Source organism: Sanguibacter sp. Z1732, from assembly GCF_051020515.1.
Classification (GTDB): Bacteria; Actinomycetota; Actinomycetes; order Actinomycetales; family Beutenbergiaceae; genus CALKWS01.
Map to the genome: position 1 here is coordinate 3978532 of NZ_CP194857.1, position 16441 is coordinate 3994972.

Here is a 16441-nt window from a genome sequence, read left to right on the forward strand (position 1 = left end):
AACCCTCACCCTTGGACGCGGTGTCCCTCGTCGCGGTGGTACGCGAGGCCGTCGCTGTCTTCTTCCTACGTCCTGGTGGGGCTGACCGTCCGGGGGAAGTCGTCCGGGTCGCCATGGTGCCTGCTGTCCTCCTGCCCTCGGGCATCGCTTATACGCGCCCGTCGCTGTCCACTGAACCAGAGGAACGGCAGAATCCTGCGGTGTGACACGCACTCCAGGGGCCCATCCCCCGGGACCGGCGCGGCGGGACGGCGCTCAGACGGCGATCAGACCGACGCCGAGCGTCAGCAGACCCGCGATCAGGAAGGAGGCACCGGCGTAGATCAGCACACTCCACCGGTTCGGCGTGCGCCGGTCCGGACCCATCGCGGAGAAGAAGAAGCCCGCCGGCATCAGGATCGCCGCGACCAGCACCCCGGCACGGGCCAGCCAGGCCCAGCAGCCCCCGCTCAGGCCGGAGGCATCGGTGAGAACCAGGCACACCAGTCCCAGGGTGATGAAGACCCCGGCGTGGCCGTGCCCGGCCCGGAAGGACCGGCGCTGGAAGTCGGTGACCGGGGCCTTGCCGGCATTGATGCGCAGCAGGAGGTAGCCGCCGGTGGTGACGGTGGTGGCCGCCAGCACCGCGATCCCGGCGGTGCGGGTGGCGGCTTCGGTCAATTCGAGCATGGGGCACCTCTCAGGGGCTGGACATCCATTCTCTAACACTGTTATCTAACGCTGTTAGGAACTGGTCGTCAAGCTCTTTAGACTCCCCTCATGCCCCGCCCGCGCCGTTACGACGACGACCTTCGCCGTCGGCTCCTCGACGTCAGTTCCGAAGCGATCAGCCATCGCGGTACCCAGGGGCTGAGCCTGCGCGCCGTCGCCGCCGGGGCCGGGACCACCACCGCGGCGGTGTACGCGTTGTTCGGTAGCCGCGATCACCTCATCGAGGCGGTCACGGCCGAGGGACTGGCCCGGTTCGCCGCGCACCTGGATGCGGTGGAACGCACCCATGATCCAGGTGCGGACCTGCTCGCCCTCGGCGTGGCCTACCGCGACAGCGCCCTGGACGACCCGCACTTCTACCGGGTGCTGTTCGGATCGACGAGCACGGCCAAGCCCAGCGAGCCCGAGGAGCACGCCACCTTCGATGCCCTGCGTCAGGCGGTCCGCCGGCTCGTCGGCGGTCCGGAGCCCGACGTCACCGAGCACACCTACCGGTTGTGGTCGGTCGTGCACGGCCTGGTGGACCTGGAACTGGGCGGCCTGCTCCCGGGCACGACGGCGCAGCGGGCCGACCGCTACATCGCCACCCTGCGCGCCGTGGGTCCGGCGCTGCTGCGCGGGTAGTGCGGCACGATCAGGCTTCCACGACCACCGGGATCAGCATCGGACGACGGCGCAACCGGCGCGAGGCCCACCGGCCCACCACCCGCCGGATGATCTGCTGGAGTTGATGGGTGTCCACCTTGCCGCTGGCAGCGGCCTCGGTGAGGGCGTCGGTGATCTCCGGGACGATCTCCGATAGCCGCTCATCCCCTTCGGCGAGGCCGCGGGCCTGCAGGTGCGGCCCGGCCACCACCTTGCCGGTGGAGGAGTCGATCGCGGCGAAGATGCTGATGAACCCCTCCTCGGCGAGGATGCGCCGGTCCTTGAGCTCGGCGTCGGTGATCTCTCCCACCGAGGAGCCGTCCACGTAGACGTACCCGCACGGCACCGCCCCGGCGATGCTGGCCTTGCCGTCGACCAGGTCCACCACCACCCCGTCCTCGGCCAGGACCACCCGCTGGGGGTCCACCCCGGTGGCCACCGCGAGCGCCCCGTTGGCCACCAGGTGGCGGATCTCGCCGTGCACCGGCATCACGTTCTTGGGCCGGACGATGTTGTAGCAGTACAGCAACTCCCCGGCCGAGGCGTGACCGGAGACGTGCACCCGGGCATTGGCCTGGTGCACCACCTTCGCGCCGAGCCGGATCAGGCCGTTGATCACCCGGAACACCGCGGTCTCGTTGCCCGGGATCATCGAGGAGGCCAGCACCACGGTGTCCCCCGGGCCCACCGAGACGCGGTGGTCCTGGTTGGCGATCCGGGACAGCACCGCCATCGGCTCCCCCTGCGAGCCGGTGCTCATCAGCACCACCTGGTCATCGGGCAGGCTATCGACCTTCTTCTGATCGATGAGCACCCCGGATGGTACCTCGAGGTAGCCCAGGTTCTCAGCGATCTTCATGTTCCGCACCATCGACCGGCCCACCAGGGCGACCCTGCGGCCGTGGGCGTGGGCGGCGTCGAGCACCTGCTGCACGCGGTGCACGTGCGAGGCGAAGGACGCCACCACCAGCCGGCCCTCCGCGGTCGCGAAGACGCCGTCGAGCACCGGGCCGATCTCCCGCTCGGAGACGGTGAACCCGGGCACCTCGGCGTTGGTGGAGTCGGTCATGAACAGGTCCACGCCCCGCTCCCCCAGCCGGGCGAAGGCACGCAGGTCGGTGATGCGGCCGTCCAGCGGCAACTGGTCCATCTTGAAGTCACCGGTGTGCAGGACGGTGCCGGCCGGGGTGTGCACGGCTACGGCCAGGGCGTCGGGGATCGAGTGGTTCACCGCGACGAACTCACAGTCGAACACTCCGGCCTGGAAGTGCTGGTCCTCGGCGACTTCACGGGTGACCGGCTTGATCCGGTGCTCGGTGAGTTTGGCCTCCAGGAACGCCAACGTCAGTTTCGACCCGACCAGCGGGATGTCCTGACGCATCCGCAACAAGTAGGGCACCGCCCCGATGTGATCCTCGTGGCCGTGCGTCAGTACGATCGCCTCGACATCATCCAGCCGATCGGCGATGTAGTCGAAGTCGGGCAGGATCAGGTCCACCCCGGGCTGGTGGTCCTCGGGGAAGAGCACACCGCAGTCGATGATCAGCAGCCGGCCGTCGTACTCCAGCACTGCCATGTTCCGGCCGGCCGACCTCGCCCAGCCCGCCGAGCGGAACGATCCGCAGGCCCCCCTTCGGCAGCGGCCCGGGCAGGTCCAGATCGGGATGGGGATGACTCATGAGCGGTCCTCTTCTTCCAGCCCGTGCAGGCGCAGGGCGGTACGTAGATCAGCAAGTTCTGCCTCGTTGGCGGCGACCAGGGGCGAGCGCACCGCGAGGCTGGGTAGGCGCCCCTGCAGGTACAGTGCGGCCTTGGACATCACCGCGCCCTGCCCGGTGCCCATGATCGCATCACACACCGGGGCCAGGTCCGCCGAGAGGTCCCGGGCGGTGAACAGGTCACCGTCGTCGATCGCTTTCACCATCCGGGCGTACTGACCGGCGACGACGTGACCGACCACCGAGACCACGCCGGAGGCCCCATGGGTCAGCCAGGCCAGGTTCAGCGCGTCGTCGCCGGAGTAGTACTCTAAACCGGTGCGGCGCATCCGGTCGAAGCCCGCCGGGACATCACCGGTGGCGTCCTTCACGGCGCGGATGCGGGGGTGCTCGGCGAACCGGTCCAGGATCTCGTCCCCGATCGCCACTCCGGTGCGGCCGGGGATGTCGTACAGCATCGCGGGCAGGTTGACCGAGTCCACGATCGTGCAGATGTGCCGGTAGACACCCTCCTGGGAGGGGCGGTTGTAGTAGGGCGAGACCACCAGCAGGCCGTGGGCGCCGTTGCGCTCTGCCGCCTTGGCGATCCGGGTGGCGTGCGCGGTGTCGTTGGATCCGGCGCCGGCGATGACCATGACCTCCGACCCGACCTCGTCGACGACGGCGGCCACCAGGTCATCCTTCTCCGGCTGGTGGGTGGTGGGCGACTCTCCGGTGGTGCCGTTGACCACCAGGGCGTCGCACCCGGAGGTCACCAGATGGCGCGCCAGGACGCGGGCGCTCGGCACGTCGATGCTGCCATCGGGATGCATCGGGGTGACCATCGCCACCGACACCGAACCGAACGTGCGCGGTGGCACCCTGCGGATGTTCTCAGCCATGCCTAGACGGTACCGCGCCGGGGTCGCGCTCAGGTGAATTGACCGGCGTTGGCGCGTACCCACTGAGCCGGTCGGCGAGGAGGTAGCCTGTCCGGTGATGACTGCCCACTCCCACGGTCCGACCGCCGACGTCTCGGTACGGCCGGCAATCGCCGAGGACGCCGACCATCTCGGCCGCATCCAACTCGACTCCTGGCGGGCCCGGCACCGTGACCATCTGTCCGAACAGGTCCTGGCCGGGCTCGATGCCACCGACTTCGCCGCCGCATGGCGCAGCGCCATCACCGACCCGCCCTCGCCCAAGCACCGGGTGCTGACGGCCACCGCCGGACCGCTCGTGGTGGGGTTCGCGGCCCTGGCCCCAGGGATCGACGGCGACCCGACCGGTGAGGTGGTGGAACTGGCCGTGGACACCGATCACCTGCGGCAGGGGCACGGCTCCCGCCTGCTGGCGGCCTGCACCGACGTCCTCAAGGGCACCGGCGCCGCCAAGACCCGGATCTGGCTGGTCGAGGGCGATGAGGTGCGTGAGGCGTTCCTCACCGACGCCGGCTTCGGCCCCATCGGGGTGCGCCGGGTGCTGCAGGTGGGCCAGGCTCAGGTGAGCGAGCATGCCTGGGCGGCCGACCTGCACGGCTGAGACCACCGGGGCACACGGGCCGCCTGCCCGCACTCAGTCCTGCAGGTCGCGCTCCAGCACGGGGGCGAGCCGGAACGGGATCAACTCACCCATCGCCAGCCACGTCTCGGTGCGGATCACCCCGTCGCAGGCCAGCACCAGTTTGTTCACCCGGTACAGGTCCTCGGCGTCGGTGCACACGCACCGCACCAGGATGTCTCCCCGCCCGGACAGGCCGTGCGCCTGGACCACCTCCGGAATATCTCGCAACTGCTCCACCACGTACTCCAGCCGGGGCTGATCCACTTCGGTGGCCATGAACACCGTGAGCGGATAACCCAGGGACGCCGCGTGCAGCCGGCGGTCGAAGCCCTGCAGCGCGGCGCTGGCCTCCAGGGCCTGCACCCGCGCCTGCACGGTGTTGCGGCTCAGGCCCAGTTCCGCCGCGATCGCCACGATGGTGGCGCGGGGGTTGGCGGTCATCGCGAGCAGGATCCGTCGGTCGGTGTCATCAACACTGATCATAATGACCAATCATAGCGCGTGGCTGCGCTACATATTTAACATTATGCTCAATTGATCCGCTACAGATTGCACCTATTGCCCTGCAGGAGTACCGTCGAACCAAGGCTGGACCTGGCCGCATTGGGGTGCCCACAAGGCGCCCGGGATCATGGAGGTTCTCACCATGTCGACAACGATGTCTCCACCGGATTCCTCCCTCGTGGAGGGTTTGAAGGAACCGTTGCAGGTGCTCGCACCCGATGGCACCCGCACGGCGAATGAACTGCTCGACCCCCACCTGGGCGATATCGATGAGACGGTCCTGACCGACCTGTTCATCGACATGTCCATCGTGCGCCGGATCGACACCGAGGCGGTGGCGCTGCAGCGTCAGGGTGAACTGGGTCTGTGGCCCCCGCTGCTGGGCCAGGAGGGCGCCCAGATCGGGCTGGCCCGGGCCATCAACGACGACGACTTCATCTTCTCCTCCTACCGCGAGCAGGCGCTGGCCTGGTGCCGCGGCGTGGAGCCGGCGGAGATGCTCAGCGTCTGGCGCGGCACCACCTTCTCCGGGTGGGACCCCCAGCAACGCCACATGACCACCCCGCAGATCATCATCGGCGCCCAGGCCCTGCACGCCGCCGGATACGCGATGGCGATCACCGGCGCCGGCGGCAGCGAGATCGCCATCGCCTGCTTCGGTGACGGCGCCACCAGTCAGGGAGACCTGAACGAGGGTCTGGTCTTCGCCTCGGCGTTCAACGCCCCCGTGGTGTTCTTCTGCCAGAACAACCAGTACGCCATCTCCGAGCCGGTCGCGGTGCAGAGCCGGGTTCCTCTGGCTCTGCGGCCCACCGGGTTCGGCATCCCCTCCTTGCGGGTGGACGGCAACGACGTGCTGGCGGTGCGGGCCGCAACCCGGATCGCCGCCGACCGGGCCCGCAGCGGGGGCGGTCCCACCTTCATCGAGGCGGTCACCTACCGGATGGGCCCGCACACCACCAGCGACGACCCGACCCGCTACCGCGACAAGGCGGAGTTGGAGCACTGGGCCGCGCGCTGCCCGATCGCCCGGCTGGAGTCGCACCTGGAGGGCACCGGCGCCCCGATCGAGTCCATCCGCGCCGAAGCCCGGATCCGCTCCGACGCGGTGGCCAAGGATCTGCGCGCGGCCATCACCACGATGACCCCGCCGCCCGCGCACACCCTGTTCGAGCAGGTCTATGCCAGCGAGCACGCCCCGTTGCGCCGCCAGCGCCGCGAGGCCGAACTCCTCGAGGCCTCGCTGGCACCGGAGGGCTCATGACCACGATGACGATGGCGGGCGCCCTGAACGCGGCCCTGCGTGAGCGGCTCGAGGCGATGACTCGGTGGTGCTGATCGGTGAGGACATCGGCGCCCTCGGCGGGGTGTTCCGGGTAACCGACGGCCTGCAGCGCGACTTCGGCCGGCAACGGGTGATCGACTCCCCGCTGGCCGAGTCCGGCATCATCGGGACCGCGGTGGGGATGGCCTACGCAGGGCTGCGGCCGGTGTGTGAGATCCAGTTCGACGGGTTCGTCTACCCCGCCTTCGACCAGATCGTGGCGCAGGTGGCCAAGTTGCACTACCGCACCCGCGGCACGGTCCGGATGCCCCTGACGATCAGGATCCCCTACGGCGGCGGCATCGGCGCCGTGGAACATCACTCCGAGTCCCCCGAGGCCTACTTCGCGCATACGGCGGGCCTGCGCGTGGTGACCGCCGCCAGCCCGCAGGAGGCCTACCAGACCCTGCGTGCGGCAATAGCCTCGGACGATCCGGTGCTGTTCCTCGAGCCCAAGGCCCGGTACTGGACCAAGGCGGAGGTGGACCCCGGAGCCGAGGCGGACCTGGAGACCGCCCAGGTGGTGCTGCCCGGGCGGGACGCCACCGTGGTGGCCTACGGTCCGATGGTGGCCACCGCCCTGGACGCCGCGATCGCCGCGAGCGACGAGGGCATCAGCCTGGAGGTGATCGACCTGCGCGCCATCTCCCCGATCGACCGCACCACGGTGGCGGCGAGCGTGCGGCGCACCGGCCGCCTGGTGGTGGCCCATGAGGCCGCGGGCAGTTTCTCGGTCGCCTCGGAGGTGATCACCTGTGCCGTGGAGGACTGCTTCGAGCACCTGGAGGCGCGCCCCGAGCGGGTCACCGGGTACGACACCCCGTATCCGCCGGCGGCCCTGGAGGAGGTCTTCCTGCCCGGGATCGACCGCATCCTGGACGCGGTGGACCGCACCCTCGGGCGCAGACACTCCCGCAGCGGTCAGGAGGTGCCGGCATGAGGTCCACCTTCCGGCTGCCCGATCTGGGCGAAGGTCTGACCGAGTCCGAGATCGTCACCTGGCTGGTCGCCGAGGGTGACGAGGTGGAACTGAACCAGATCCTCGCCGAGGTGGAGACCGCCAAGGCGGTGGTGGAGTTACCGAGCCCTTATGCCGGCCGGATCGCCACCCTGCACGCCGAACCGGGGCAGACCGTGGCGGTGGGGGCCCCGCTGGTCGAGTTCGACGTGAACGGTGCCGACGACGAGGCACCCCCGGGCGCGGACGCGCCGGTGGCCGAGGACGGCGAGGCCGACGCAGAAGATGCCGGGGCAGTACCGGCCGGGGCGGCGGACAGCGGGCCGGCTGAGCAGACTCCCGCAATCGAGCGCCAGTCGGTCCTGGTGGGGTACGGGCCCAAGGTGGCCGGTGATGCGCGCCCGACGCGCCGCCGTCGCACGTTCGAGACCACGCCGTACCGGGGCGGAGACGACGACGGCGAGGAGCCGGCCGGGCCGACCCCGCCGGCGATGCCCCCGGTCCGCGCCCTGGCCCGCCGGCTCGGGGTGGACCTGCGCGCCGTCACCGGGTCCGGACCCGACGGGCTCGTGCTGCGCGCCGATGTGCAGCGCGCCGCCGGCCAGGGCCCGGAACCGGGCGGGCGGGCTGACGCCCCCACCGGCCCGGCGACATCCGGCTCCACGTTCATCCCGGTCAGCGGGCTGCGCAAGCACACCGCGCAGGCGATGACGGACTCGGCCTTCACCGCACCGCACGCCAGCGTGCAGTCCACGATCGACGTCACCGCCACCCTGGACCTGCTCCGCCGGGTGCGCGAACAGGCCCGGGGCGAGCGGGCGCCGTCGTTCCTGTCCCTGGTGTGCCGGGCGGTCCTGCGGGCGGTGCGCGCCACACCGAGTGCGAACTCCCACTTCGATGCCGACGCGGGCCGGATCGAGGTGTTCGGCCACGTCAACCTCGGGATCGCGGTGTCCACGGACCGCGGTCTGGTGGTGACCGGCGTGGAGGGTGCCCAGGACCTGGACGCCCGGGCCCTGACCGAGCAGATCGCCACCCAGGCGAGCCGGGCGCGGGATGGGTCGGCCGAGCTGGCCGAACTCACGTCCTCGACCCTGACCGTGACCAATGTGGGCGTGTTCGACGTCGACTCCGGGGTACCGATCCTCAACCCCGGGGAGAGTGCGATCGTGGCGGTCGGCGCGATCCGCACCCGCCCTTGGGAGCACCAGGGACAGGTGGCACTGCGCCAGGTGGTCACGATCACCGTATCCTTCGACCACCGCGTGCTCGACGGCGCGGAGGCTTCGGCCTTCCTGTCCGACATCACGGCGGTATTGTCGGATCCGGCGATCGCACTGATGGGGTGAGCGTGGAGGTACTGAGCACGGCGGTGGCGCCCGAGGTCGCCGCGGACCGGGCGCGGGCGATGGAGCAACTGGTCACCGAATTGCGCGAGGTGACCGCCCGCACCGCTATGGGTGGGTCGGAGCGCGCCCGGCAACGGCACGTCGATCGGGGGAAACTGCTCCCGAGGGAGCGGATCGACCACCTCATCGATCCCGGCACCCCGTTCCTGGAACTGAGTCCGCTGGCCGCGCACGGGATGTACGACGACGAGGCTCCGGCGGCCGGGATCGTCACCGGGATCGCCGTGGTGGCCGGGCGGCACGTGATGATCGTGGCCAACGACGCCACCGTCAAGGGCGGCACGTACTTCCCGATGACGGTCAAGAAGCACCTGCGGGCCCAGGCCGTCGCGGAGCAGAACCAGTTGCCGTGCGTGTACCTGGTGGACTCCGGTGGTGCCTTCCTGCCGATGCAGGACGAGGTCTTCCCCGACCGTGAGCACTTCGGGCGCATCTTCTACAACCAGGCGCGGATGAGCGCGGCCGGGATCGCCCAGATCTCGGCGGTGCTGGGCTCCTCCACCGCCGGCGGGGCCTACGTGCCCGCGATGAGCGACCAGACCGTGATCGTCCGCGAGCAGGGCACCATCTTCCTCGGGGGTCCGCCGCTGGTGAAGGCCGCCACCGGGGAGGAGGTCAGCGCCGAGGAGCTCGGCGGCGGGCAGATGCACACCTCGGTCTCCGGGGTGGCCGACCACCTGGCCGACGACGACGAGCACGCCCTGGACATCGTCCGTGACATCGTGGCCACGCTCCCGGTTGCCGAGGCCGTCCGGCCGGTCGAACCGGTGCGGGATCCGGTGGTGCCGGCCGATTCGGTCAGTTCGGTGGTGCCGACGGACCTGACCACTGCCTATGACGTGCGCGAGGTGATCGCCCGGCTGGTGGACGGCAGTGCGTTCGCCGAGTTCAAGCCCACCTACGGCGCGACGTTGGTGACCGGGTTCGCCCGGATCCACGGCCACCAGGTGGGCATCGTGGCCAACAACGGCATCCTGTTCAGCGAGTCCGCTCTCAAAGGTGCCCACTTCATCCAGTTGTGCGACCAGCGCGGCATGCCGCTGCTGTTCCTGCAGAACATCGCCGGGTTCATGGTGGGCGCGGAGTATGAACGCGGCGGGATCGCCAAGGACGGGGCCAAGATGGTCACGCGGTCGCCACGACGAGGGTGCCGAAGTTGACCGTGGTGATCGGCGGATCGTTCGGGGCCGGGACGTACTCGATGTGCGGGCGGGCCTATGATCCGCGGTTCCTCTGGTTGTGGCCGAACGCCCGCGTCTCGGTGATGGGCGGGGCGCAGGCCGCAGCGGTCCTGGCCACGGTCAAACGCGACCAGATCGAGGGTGCGGGCGGCACCTGGAGTGCTGCGGAGGAGTCCCGGTTCACCGCTCCGATCACGCAGCAGTACGAGGCGCAGGGCAATCCGTACTACGCCACCGCCCGACTCTGGGACGACGGGGTGATCGAACCGGACCAGACCCGCACCGTGCTGGGCCTGGCCCTGGACGTGATCAGCCGGACTCCGCTGCCGCCGCCCCGGTTCGGCATCTTCCGGATGTGACCGGGACGATGACAAGGCTGTTCGATGCGGTGCTGGTGGCCAACCGCGGCGAGATCGCGGTACGGATCATGCGCACCCTCACCCAGACGGGAATCACGTCGGTGGCGGTCTACACCGAGGCCGACGACGACGCCCCGCACGTGCGGGCGGCCACCCGGGCGGTGCCGGTGCCCAGTTACCTCGACGCCGATGCGCTCGTTGCGGCCGCCAGTGGGGCCGGTGCGCAGGCGATACACCCCGGGTACGGGTTCCTGGCCGAGAACGCCGGCTTCGCCCGCGCCTGCGCCCGGGCCGGGCTGGTGTTCATCGGGCCGGGTGCGGCGGCGATCGAGACGATGGGCAACAAGATCGCCGCCCGCGCCGCCGTGGCGGCCCGCGGGGTGGCCACCGTGCCGGGTCTGGCCGAGCCGGGCCTGGATGATGCGGCACTGGTCGCCGGCGCCCAGCAGGTGGGGTTCCCGCTGCTGATCAAGCCGGCTGCCGGTGGTGGCGGCAAGGGCATGCACCGGGTGGACGATCCTGCGGACCTCCCGGGCGCACTGGCCACCGCCCGCCGGGAGGCCGGTGGGGCCTTCGGTGACGACTCCCTGTTCCTGGAACGGTTCATCACCACCCCGCGCCACATCGAGGTGCAGGTGCTCGCCGATGCCCACGGGAACGTGGTGCACCTGGGTGAACGGGAGTGCTCGCTGCAGCGGCGCCACCAGAAGGTGGTCGAGGAGGCGCCCAGTCCGCTGCTCACCCCGGCGCAGCGCGAGCACCTGGGGCAGGCCGCGATCGAGACCGCACGCGCGGTGGACTACGTCGGCGCCGGTACGGTGGAGTTCATCGTGTCCGGGGCCGATCCCGACGAGGCGTTCTTCATGGAGATGAACACCCGGCTGCAGGTGGAGCACCCGGTGACCGAGGCCATCACCGGAATCGACCTGGTCGCCGAACAGGTGCGCATCGCCGCCGGGGCGCCGGTGGGCATCACCCAGGAGGACCTGGTGCTCCACGGGCACGCCATCGAGGCCCGCATCTACGCCGAGGATCCCGACTCCGGGTTCCTACCGACCGGGGGGCACGTACTGCAGGTTTCCCTGCCCGGGGCAACGGGGTGCGGGTGGACCACGCCCTGACCGCCGGTATGCACGTGGGCAGCGACTACGACCCGATGCTGGCCAAGGTGATCGCCCATGGCCCGAGCCGGCCGGATGCACTGGCCCGCCTGGATCGGGCGCTCAGCGCCACCCATGTGCTCGGGGTGGTCACCAACACCGCGTTCCTGCGGTCGCTGCTGGAGCACGAGGACGTGGTGGCCGGTGACATGGACACCGGGCTCATCGAACGGCACCTGGGCGACCTCACTCGGACCGAGGCGACCCCGAGCGATTACGCGGTGGCGGCGCTGGTGCGGTGGCAGCACCTGCACCAGGAAGCGACCGCCCGGGGTGAGCCGGATCTGTGGCACACACCGTCGGGGTGGCGACTGGGTGGGCAGGCGCCGTTCGTGGTGCGCTTCGCCGCCTCTGCGGGTTCCACCAGCGAGCCCGTGCGGGTTGCCCTGACCGGAACGCCCCGCGATGCGCGCGCCCGGGTGAACGGGGCGGAACTCGATCTCGGTCTGCGCGAGGCAGCCGTGCGGGTGGACGGCCGGCAGCGGCCGCTGCTCTGGCACGTCCGGGACCGGGTGGTGTGGATCAGTACACCGGGCGGGGACCGCGCGTTCGAGATGCACACCCCCACCCGCCGCAGCGGGAGCACCGAGGCGGTACCCACGCTGGAGTCCCCGATGCCCGGCACCGTGGTGGCGGTCCTGGTGCAGGACGGCGCGCCGGTGCAGGCCGGTACCCCGGTGCTGGCGGTGGAAGCGATGAAGATGGAGCACGTGCTGCGGGCCCCCACGGACGGCGTGGTGCACCTTCATGTGCGACGCGGGCAGACGGTGACCCGCGGGCAGCAACTGGCACAGGTTCAGGCGCAGGAAGAAGGCGACGATGACTGACGGCGACCCGCCCGAGGGCGACGGCTCGAACGATCAGGGCGGACGGCGGTTCGTCCAGCGCGGCTTGTACGCCGATGAGATGCAGATCGGGGCGGTCTACGCCCATCGCCCGGGGCGGACCGTGACCGAGGCGGACAACACGTTGTTCTCCACGATGACGATGAACCCCCAGGCGTTGCACCTGGACGCCGCATTCAGCGAGGGTACCGAATTCGGCCAGCGGCTGATGAACTCGATGTTCACCCTGGCCACGATCGTCGGCGCCTCGGTCTCCCACCTCACCCAGGGCACCTTGGTGGCCAACCTCGGCTTCACCGAGGTGACCTTCCCGCACCCGTTGTTCCACGGCGACACCCTGTACTCGGAGACCGAGGTGAGCGCGATCCGAGCCTCGAGATCCCGCCCGGGTCAGGCGATCGTGACCTTCATCCACACCGGGCGCAACCAACACGGCGATGTCGTGGCCCGGGCGGTGCGCAACGCGTTGATGTACCAGGAGGAGCCGTGAGCACCGCGGCACCCGGCGCCGTCGAGCCCTTCGCGCTGGGACCGGCCCTGCTGTTCTGCCCCGGCGACCGCCCCGAGCGCTTCGCCAAGGCCGCGCAGCGGGCCGATGCGGTGATCCTCGACCTGGAGGACGCGGTGGCCCCCGAGGCCAAACCGGCGGCCCGTGCCGCCGTCGCGGCCGCCGACTTCGACGTCAGGCGAACCGTGGTGCGCATCAACGCCTGCGGCACCGAGGACTTCGCGGCGGACGTGGGTGCCCTGGCCGGGACCGAGGTGCGCTACGTGATGCTGCCCAAGGCCGAGAGCCCCGACGACGTCGCGGCCGTGGTCGCTGCGCTTCCGGCTGTCTCGGTGGTGGCCCTGTGCGAGACCGCCCGCGGGGTCCTGGCGGCGCCGGAACTGGCCGCTCAGACCGGCGTGGTGGCGCTGATGTGGGGTGCGGAGGACCTCATCGCCTCCCTCGGTGGGACCTCCTCACGCCATCGGGCCGGCACTTACCGGGACGTGGCCCGGCACGCCCGGTCCACCGTGCTGTTGGCGGCCCGGGCGCACGGACGCGGCGCGATCGACGCGATTCACACCGACATTGCCGATGCTGACGCGCAGTACGCCGACGCTCTCGATGCCGCTGCCAGCGGCTTCACGGCCACCGCCTGCATCCACCCGGATCAGGTGGGCGCCATCCGCTCTGCCTACGCCCCCACCGCCGAGGAACTCGACTGGGCGCACCGCCTCCTGACCGCCGCCGAGGAAGCCGGCACCGGCGTCTTCCGGTTCGAGGGCGCCATGGTCGACGAACCCATCCTGCGCCATGCCCGGCTGCTCGCCTCGCGGGGTGAGCGTTCGTGAGTCCCCGGCGGCGGGCTACCTGCCCTAAAGGTCGAGGTAGGCGTCCAGTCCCACGGTCAGGCCCGGATGGTCGGCCACCTGGCGCACCGCCAGCAGCACCCCGGGCATGAAGGAGGACCGGTGATAAGAATCGGTCCGGATGCTCAACTGCTCGCCGGGATTGCCGAACAGGATCTCCTCGTGGGCCACCAGTCCCCGCAACCGGACGGCGTGCACGTGCACGCCGTCCACGACGGCGCCACGTGCGCGCCGTCCAGGCTTGAGCTGGTGGCATCGGGTGCCCGGTCCCGGCCGGCCTCGGCGCGGGCAGCAGCGATGCCACGTGCGGTATGCACCGCGGTGCCGGAGGGGGCATCAGCCTTGTCGGGGTGGTGCAGCTCGATCACCTCGGCCGATTCGAAGTACCGGGCGGCCCGGGCGGCGAAGCGCATCGCCAGGACCGCTGACAGTGCGAAGTTCGGGGCGATCAGCACCCCGGCTCCAGGTCGCTCACTGAGGTGCTCGCGCACCCGGCCCAGTGACTCCTCGGTCCAGCCGGTGGTGCCCACCACCACGTGCACGCCCTGATCGATCAGGGTGTGCACGTTCTGCTCGGTGACGTCCGGGACGGTGAAGTCCACGGCCACATCGGTGGACTCCGGTGCCACCTGGCCGAGATCATCGCCGGCGTCCAGGCGGTGTACCAGGTCCAACCCCTCGGCGCCCTCGACCGCCTCGCACACGGTCGCGCCCATCCGCCCGGCCGCGCCGATCACTGCCACCCTGATTGCCTCGCCCATGGTGACCATCGTAGTGCGGCGCGCACCGCCGTCGTCCGCCGTGCCAGGTCGTGGGATCGACACTCAGCCCAGGTCGATCCAGTACCGCCGCTTCGGCACCACGCCGGGGCTCTCCCGGCGCATGTCCTCCAGGACGCCCCCGCGCCGGGTGATGATCGCGGCCGATGCCGCGTTGTCGTCGTCACAGGTGACCAGTGCCCGCTGCACGCCCGCCCGTCGCAGCTCCGCCAGGGACAGTTCCAGGATCCTGGTGGCGTAGCCGCGGCGGCGAAACGCCGGGCGCACGGCGTAGCCGACGTGGCCGCCGACCTGCAGCAGGAAGTCGTTCAGTTCGTACCGGATCGAGGTGCGCCCGACGACGTCGGGGCCGACGACGGCGAGCAGATAGTCCGCCCGCACCCGTCCCGGTGCCAGGTTCACGCCCCTGCGCTCGGAGTCGAGGGCTCGCAGGATCTCATCCCACGGGCGGTCCGTCCGCCCCGGAGAGGAACGTGAAGCGCTCGGAGTCCACCTCGCTCGCGGCGCGGCGCACCTGCGCCTCGTCCCGGGGCCCGGGAGGTCGCAGGACCAACTCCTCGGGAGCGACCCCGGTCATCGTGCCGGTCGGGAGGCGGCGGCCCGGGCCAGTGCGGGGCCGGCGACGTCCTCGGCGAAGGGACCCACGACCACCAGGTGGCGCGGTCGTGCGTACAACTCGGTGGCCAGCTCGCGCACCTGCTCTGCGGTGACCGCGCGGACCTTCGCCAGGGTGTCCTCGATCAGGTGCAACTCCCCCAGGCTGATCTCCGCCCGGCCCAGGCGGGCCATCCGGGACCCGGAGTCCTCCAGGCCGAGCACCATCGAACCGCAGATCTGCCCGATCCCACGGTCCAGTTCCTCCTGGGAGATTCCGTCGGTGGCGAGCACGGCCCACTCCGACTCGAGCAGCGCGCTGACCTCGGCGACCTTGGCCGGGGTGCATCCGGCGTACAGGCCGAACGCACCGGTCTCGGTGTAACCGGTGGCGAAGGAGTACGTGGAGTAGGCCAAGCCGCGCTTCTCCCGGATCTCCTGGAACAGCCGCGAACTCATCGAGCCACCCAGCACCGCGTTCAGCACCGAGAGCGTGAACCGGCGGTTATCACCGGCTCGCAATCCCACCCCGCCCAGGATGACGTTGGCCTGCTCGGTGCTGCGCCGCACCGTGGTGGCCGTTCCGGCGGTGGGGACCTCACCGGTCTGCCCGGCGAAACGGCGCGATGCCGGTGCCGCCCCGGCGTCGATGGGCCAGCCGCCGGCCTGCACCGCACTCAGCACCTGGGCGCAGATCTGCTCGTGATCCACCGAACCTGCCGCGGTGATCACCAGTTCGGACGGGATGTAGGTGCGCTCGTAGTGGTCCAGCACCGCCTGGTGCGGGAGCTGCCGGATCGTCTCCGGGGTGCCCCCGATCGGCCGTCCCAGCGGATGGGCACCGAAGACGGCGGCGGCGAACGTCTCGTGCGCCACATCGAGTGGGTCGTCCTCGTTCATCGCCAGTTCTTCGAGGATCACACCCCGCTCGTTCTCGAACTCGGTCTCCGACAACCCGGCGCAGGTGACCATGTCCAGGATGACGTCGGTGGCCATCGGCAGATCCGCATCCAGCACCCGGGCGAAGTAGCAGGTGTGCTCCTTGCCGGTGGCGGCATTGGCCTCCCCGCCCACGGCATCGAAGGCGGCCGCGATGTCCAGCGCACTGCGCCGCGGGGTGCCCTTGAACAACAGGTGCTCGAGGAAGTGGGTGGACCCGTGGTGTCCGGTCTCCTCATCCCGCGACCCCACCGCGACCCAGGCGCCCAGGGCCGCCGAACGCTGCCCCGGGACCGCCTCGGTCAGGACCCGGATTCCGCCCGGCAGGACCGAGCGGCGCACCAGGGCGCCGGACTCGGCCTGCAGGGAGATCTCGGTCCCGGGCGTTCCGCCCGGGCCGAGGACCAGATCAGCCAC

Annotated in this window: 14 protein-coding genes and 4 pseudogenes; 10 read left to right on the forward strand and 8 right to left on the reverse strand. The window is 70.7% G+C overall.

Annotation, left to right across the window (positions count from 1 at the left end; all coding sequences use genetic code 11):
- Nucleotides 1-255 precede the first annotated feature (255 nt).
- Complete coding sequence (locus ACRRRO_RS20665) at nucleotides 256-669, reverse strand: hypothetical protein (RefSeq protein ID WP_434080780.1); 414 nt, start codon at nucleotides 667-669, stop codon at nucleotides 256-258.
- Nucleotides 670-759: 90 nt separating this feature from the next.
- Between ACRRRO_RS20665 and ACRRRO_RS20670 the strand changes: the two genes are divergently transcribed.
- Nucleotides 760-1335: a TetR-like C-terminal domain-containing protein gene (locus tag ACRRRO_RS20670; RefSeq protein ID WP_424797230.1), complete on the forward strand. Its 576-nt coding sequence runs from the start codon at nucleotides 760-762 to the stop codon at nucleotides 1333-1335.
- 10 nt (nucleotides 1336-1345) lie between these two features.
- On the opposite strand, the pseudogene ACRRRO_RS20675 reads toward ACRRRO_RS20670, so the two are convergent.
- Both ACRRRO_RS20675 and dapA read right to left on the reverse strand, forming a co-directional pair.
- Nucleotides 1346-3035 (reverse strand): annotated as a pseudogene (locus ACRRRO_RS20675) (ribonuclease J).
- Entirely contained in the window at nucleotides 3032-3955 is a 924-nt protein-coding gene (dapA, locus tag ACRRRO_RS20680; protein WP_424797231.1) for a 4-hydroxy-tetrahydrodipicolinate synthase, read from the reverse strand. The pseudogene ACRRRO_RS20675 and the gene dapA overlap by 4 nt, the downstream one beginning before the upstream one ends.
- 97 nt (nucleotides 3956-4052) lie before the next feature.
- Here dapA and ACRRRO_RS20685 point away from each other — a divergent pair, with 97 nt between their 5' ends.
- Nucleotides 4053-4595 carry an N-acetyltransferase family protein gene (locus tag ACRRRO_RS20685; protein ID WP_424797232.1) on the forward strand — a complete coding sequence of 181 codons (543 nt, stop codon included), beginning with the start codon at nucleotides 4053-4055 and terminating at the stop codon, nucleotides 4593-4595.
- 33 nt (nucleotides 4596-4628) lie between these two features.
- On the opposite strand, the gene ACRRRO_RS20690 is transcribed toward ACRRRO_RS20685, so the two are convergent.
- Entirely contained in the window at nucleotides 4629-5099 is a 471-nt protein-coding gene (locus ACRRRO_RS20690; protein ID WP_424797233.1) for an Lrp/AsnC family transcriptional regulator, read from the reverse strand.
- A 163-nt stretch (nucleotides 5100-5262) separates the two neighbouring features.
- Here ACRRRO_RS20690 and ACRRRO_RS20695 point away from each other — a divergent pair, with 163 nt between their 5' ends.
- The 8 genes and pseudogenes from ACRRRO_RS20695 to ACRRRO_RS20730 all read left to right on the forward strand — a co-directional run bounded on the left by ACRRRO_RS20695 (nucleotide 5263) and on the right by ACRRRO_RS20730 (nucleotide 13694).
- A complete protein-coding gene (locus ACRRRO_RS20695; RefSeq protein ID WP_424797234.1) occupies nucleotides 5263-6384 on the forward strand; it encodes a thiamine pyrophosphate-dependent dehydrogenase E1 component subunit alpha in 1122 nt (373 codons plus the stop codon).
- A pseudogene (locus ACRRRO_RS20700) lies at nucleotides 6381-7384 on the forward strand (alpha-ketoacid dehydrogenase subunit beta). Before ACRRRO_RS20695 ends, ACRRRO_RS20700 begins: the two are co-directional and overlap by 4 nt.
- Entirely contained in the window at nucleotides 7381-8751 is a 1371-nt protein-coding gene (locus ACRRRO_RS20705; RefSeq protein WP_424797235.1) for a dihydrolipoamide acetyltransferase family protein, read from the forward strand. Before ACRRRO_RS20700 ends, ACRRRO_RS20705 begins: the two are co-directional and overlap by 4 nt.
- A 59-nt stretch (nucleotides 8752-8810) precedes the next feature.
- Nucleotides 8811-10351, forward strand: a pseudogene (locus ACRRRO_RS20710) (carboxyl transferase domain-containing protein).
- 8 nt (nucleotides 10352-10359) lie between these two features.
- Nucleotides 10360-11472 carry a biotin carboxylase N-terminal domain-containing protein gene (locus tag ACRRRO_RS20715; RefSeq protein ID WP_434080781.1) on the forward strand — a complete coding sequence of 371 codons (1113 nt, stop codon included), beginning with the start codon at nucleotides 10360-10362 and terminating at the stop codon, nucleotides 11470-11472.
- Entirely contained in the window at nucleotides 11457-12338 is an 882-nt protein-coding gene (locus ACRRRO_RS20720) for a biotin/lipoyl-containing protein (protein ID WP_434080782.1), read from the forward strand. Before ACRRRO_RS20715 ends, ACRRRO_RS20720 begins: the two co-directional genes overlap by 16 nt.
- On the forward strand, nucleotides 12331-12846 hold the full coding sequence (locus tag ACRRRO_RS20725) for a MaoC family dehydratase (RefSeq protein ID WP_424797237.1): 516 nt from the start codon (nucleotides 12331-12333) through the stop codon (nucleotides 12844-12846). The genes ACRRRO_RS20720 and ACRRRO_RS20725 overlap by 8 nt, the downstream gene beginning before the upstream one ends.
- A complete protein-coding gene (locus ACRRRO_RS20730) occupies nucleotides 12843-13694 on the forward strand; it encodes an HpcH/HpaI aldolase/citrate lyase family protein (protein ID WP_424797238.1) in 852 nt (283 codons plus the stop codon). Before ACRRRO_RS20725 ends, ACRRRO_RS20730 begins: the two co-directional genes overlap by 4 nt.
- A gap of 24 nt (nucleotides 13695-13718) precedes the next feature.
- Here ACRRRO_RS20730 and dapB read toward each other — a convergent pair.
- The 4 genes and pseudogenes from dapB to ACRRRO_RS20750 form a co-directional block, all read right to left on the reverse strand.
- Nucleotides 13719-14473 (reverse strand): annotated as a pseudogene (gene dapB, locus ACRRRO_RS20735) (4-hydroxy-tetrahydrodipicolinate reductase).
- 63 nt (nucleotides 14474-14536) lie between these two features.
- Entirely contained in the window at nucleotides 14537-14893 is a 357-nt protein-coding gene (locus tag ACRRRO_RS20740; RefSeq protein ID WP_434080783.1) for a GNAT family N-acetyltransferase, read from the reverse strand.
- A gap of 34 nt (nucleotides 14894-14927) precedes the next feature.
- Nucleotides 14928-15068, reverse strand: a complete 141-nt coding sequence (locus ACRRRO_RS20745) for a hypothetical protein (protein WP_434080784.1) — start codon at nucleotides 15066-15068, stop codon at nucleotides 14928-14930.
- Nucleotides 15065-16441, reverse strand: a complete 1377-nt coding sequence (locus tag ACRRRO_RS20750; RefSeq protein WP_424797241.1) for a M16 family metallopeptidase — start codon at nucleotides 16439-16441, stop codon at nucleotides 15065-15067. The genes ACRRRO_RS20745 and ACRRRO_RS20750 overlap by 4 nt, the downstream gene beginning before the upstream one ends.

Bases quoted from the DNA above. Each gene is read 5' to 3' on its own strand.
- ACRRRO_RS20745 (WP_434080784.1), bottom strand. From the start codon at position 15,068: ATGACCGGGGTCGCTCCCGAGGAGTTGGTCCTGCGACCTCCCGGGCCC.
- ACRRRO_RS20665 (WP_434080780.1), bottom strand. From the start codon at position 669: ATGCTCGAATTGACCGAAGCCGCCACCCGCACCGCCGGGATCGCGGTG.
- ACRRRO_RS20695 (WP_424797234.1), top strand. From the start codon at position 5,263: ATGTCGACAACGATGTCTCCACCGGATTCCTCCCTCGTGGAGGGTTTG.
- dapA (WP_424797231.1), bottom strand. From the start codon at position 3,955: ATGGCTGAGAACATCCGCAGGGTGCCACCGCGCACGTTCGGTTCGGTG.
- ACRRRO_RS20705 (WP_424797235.1), top strand. From the start codon at position 7,381: ATGAGGTCCACCTTCCGGCTGCCCGATCTGGGCGAAGGTCTGACCGAG.
- ACRRRO_RS20670 (WP_424797230.1), top strand. From the start codon at position 760: ATGCCCCGCCCGCGCCGTTACGACGACGACCTTCGCCGTCGGCTCCTC.
- ACRRRO_RS20685 (WP_424797232.1), top strand. From the start codon at position 4,053: ATGACTGCCCACTCCCACGGTCCGACCGCCGACGTCTCGGTACGGCCG.
- ACRRRO_RS20690 (WP_424797233.1), bottom strand. From the start codon at position 5,099: ATGATCAGTGTTGATGACACCGACCGACGGATCCTGCTCGCGATGACC.
- ACRRRO_RS20715 (WP_434080781.1), top strand. From the start codon at position 10,360: ATGACAAGGCTGTTCGATGCGGTGCTGGTGGCCAACCGCGGCGAGATC.
- ACRRRO_RS20725 (WP_424797237.1), top strand. From the start codon at position 12,331: ATGACTGACGGCGACCCGCCCGAGGGCGACGGCTCGAACGATCAGGGC.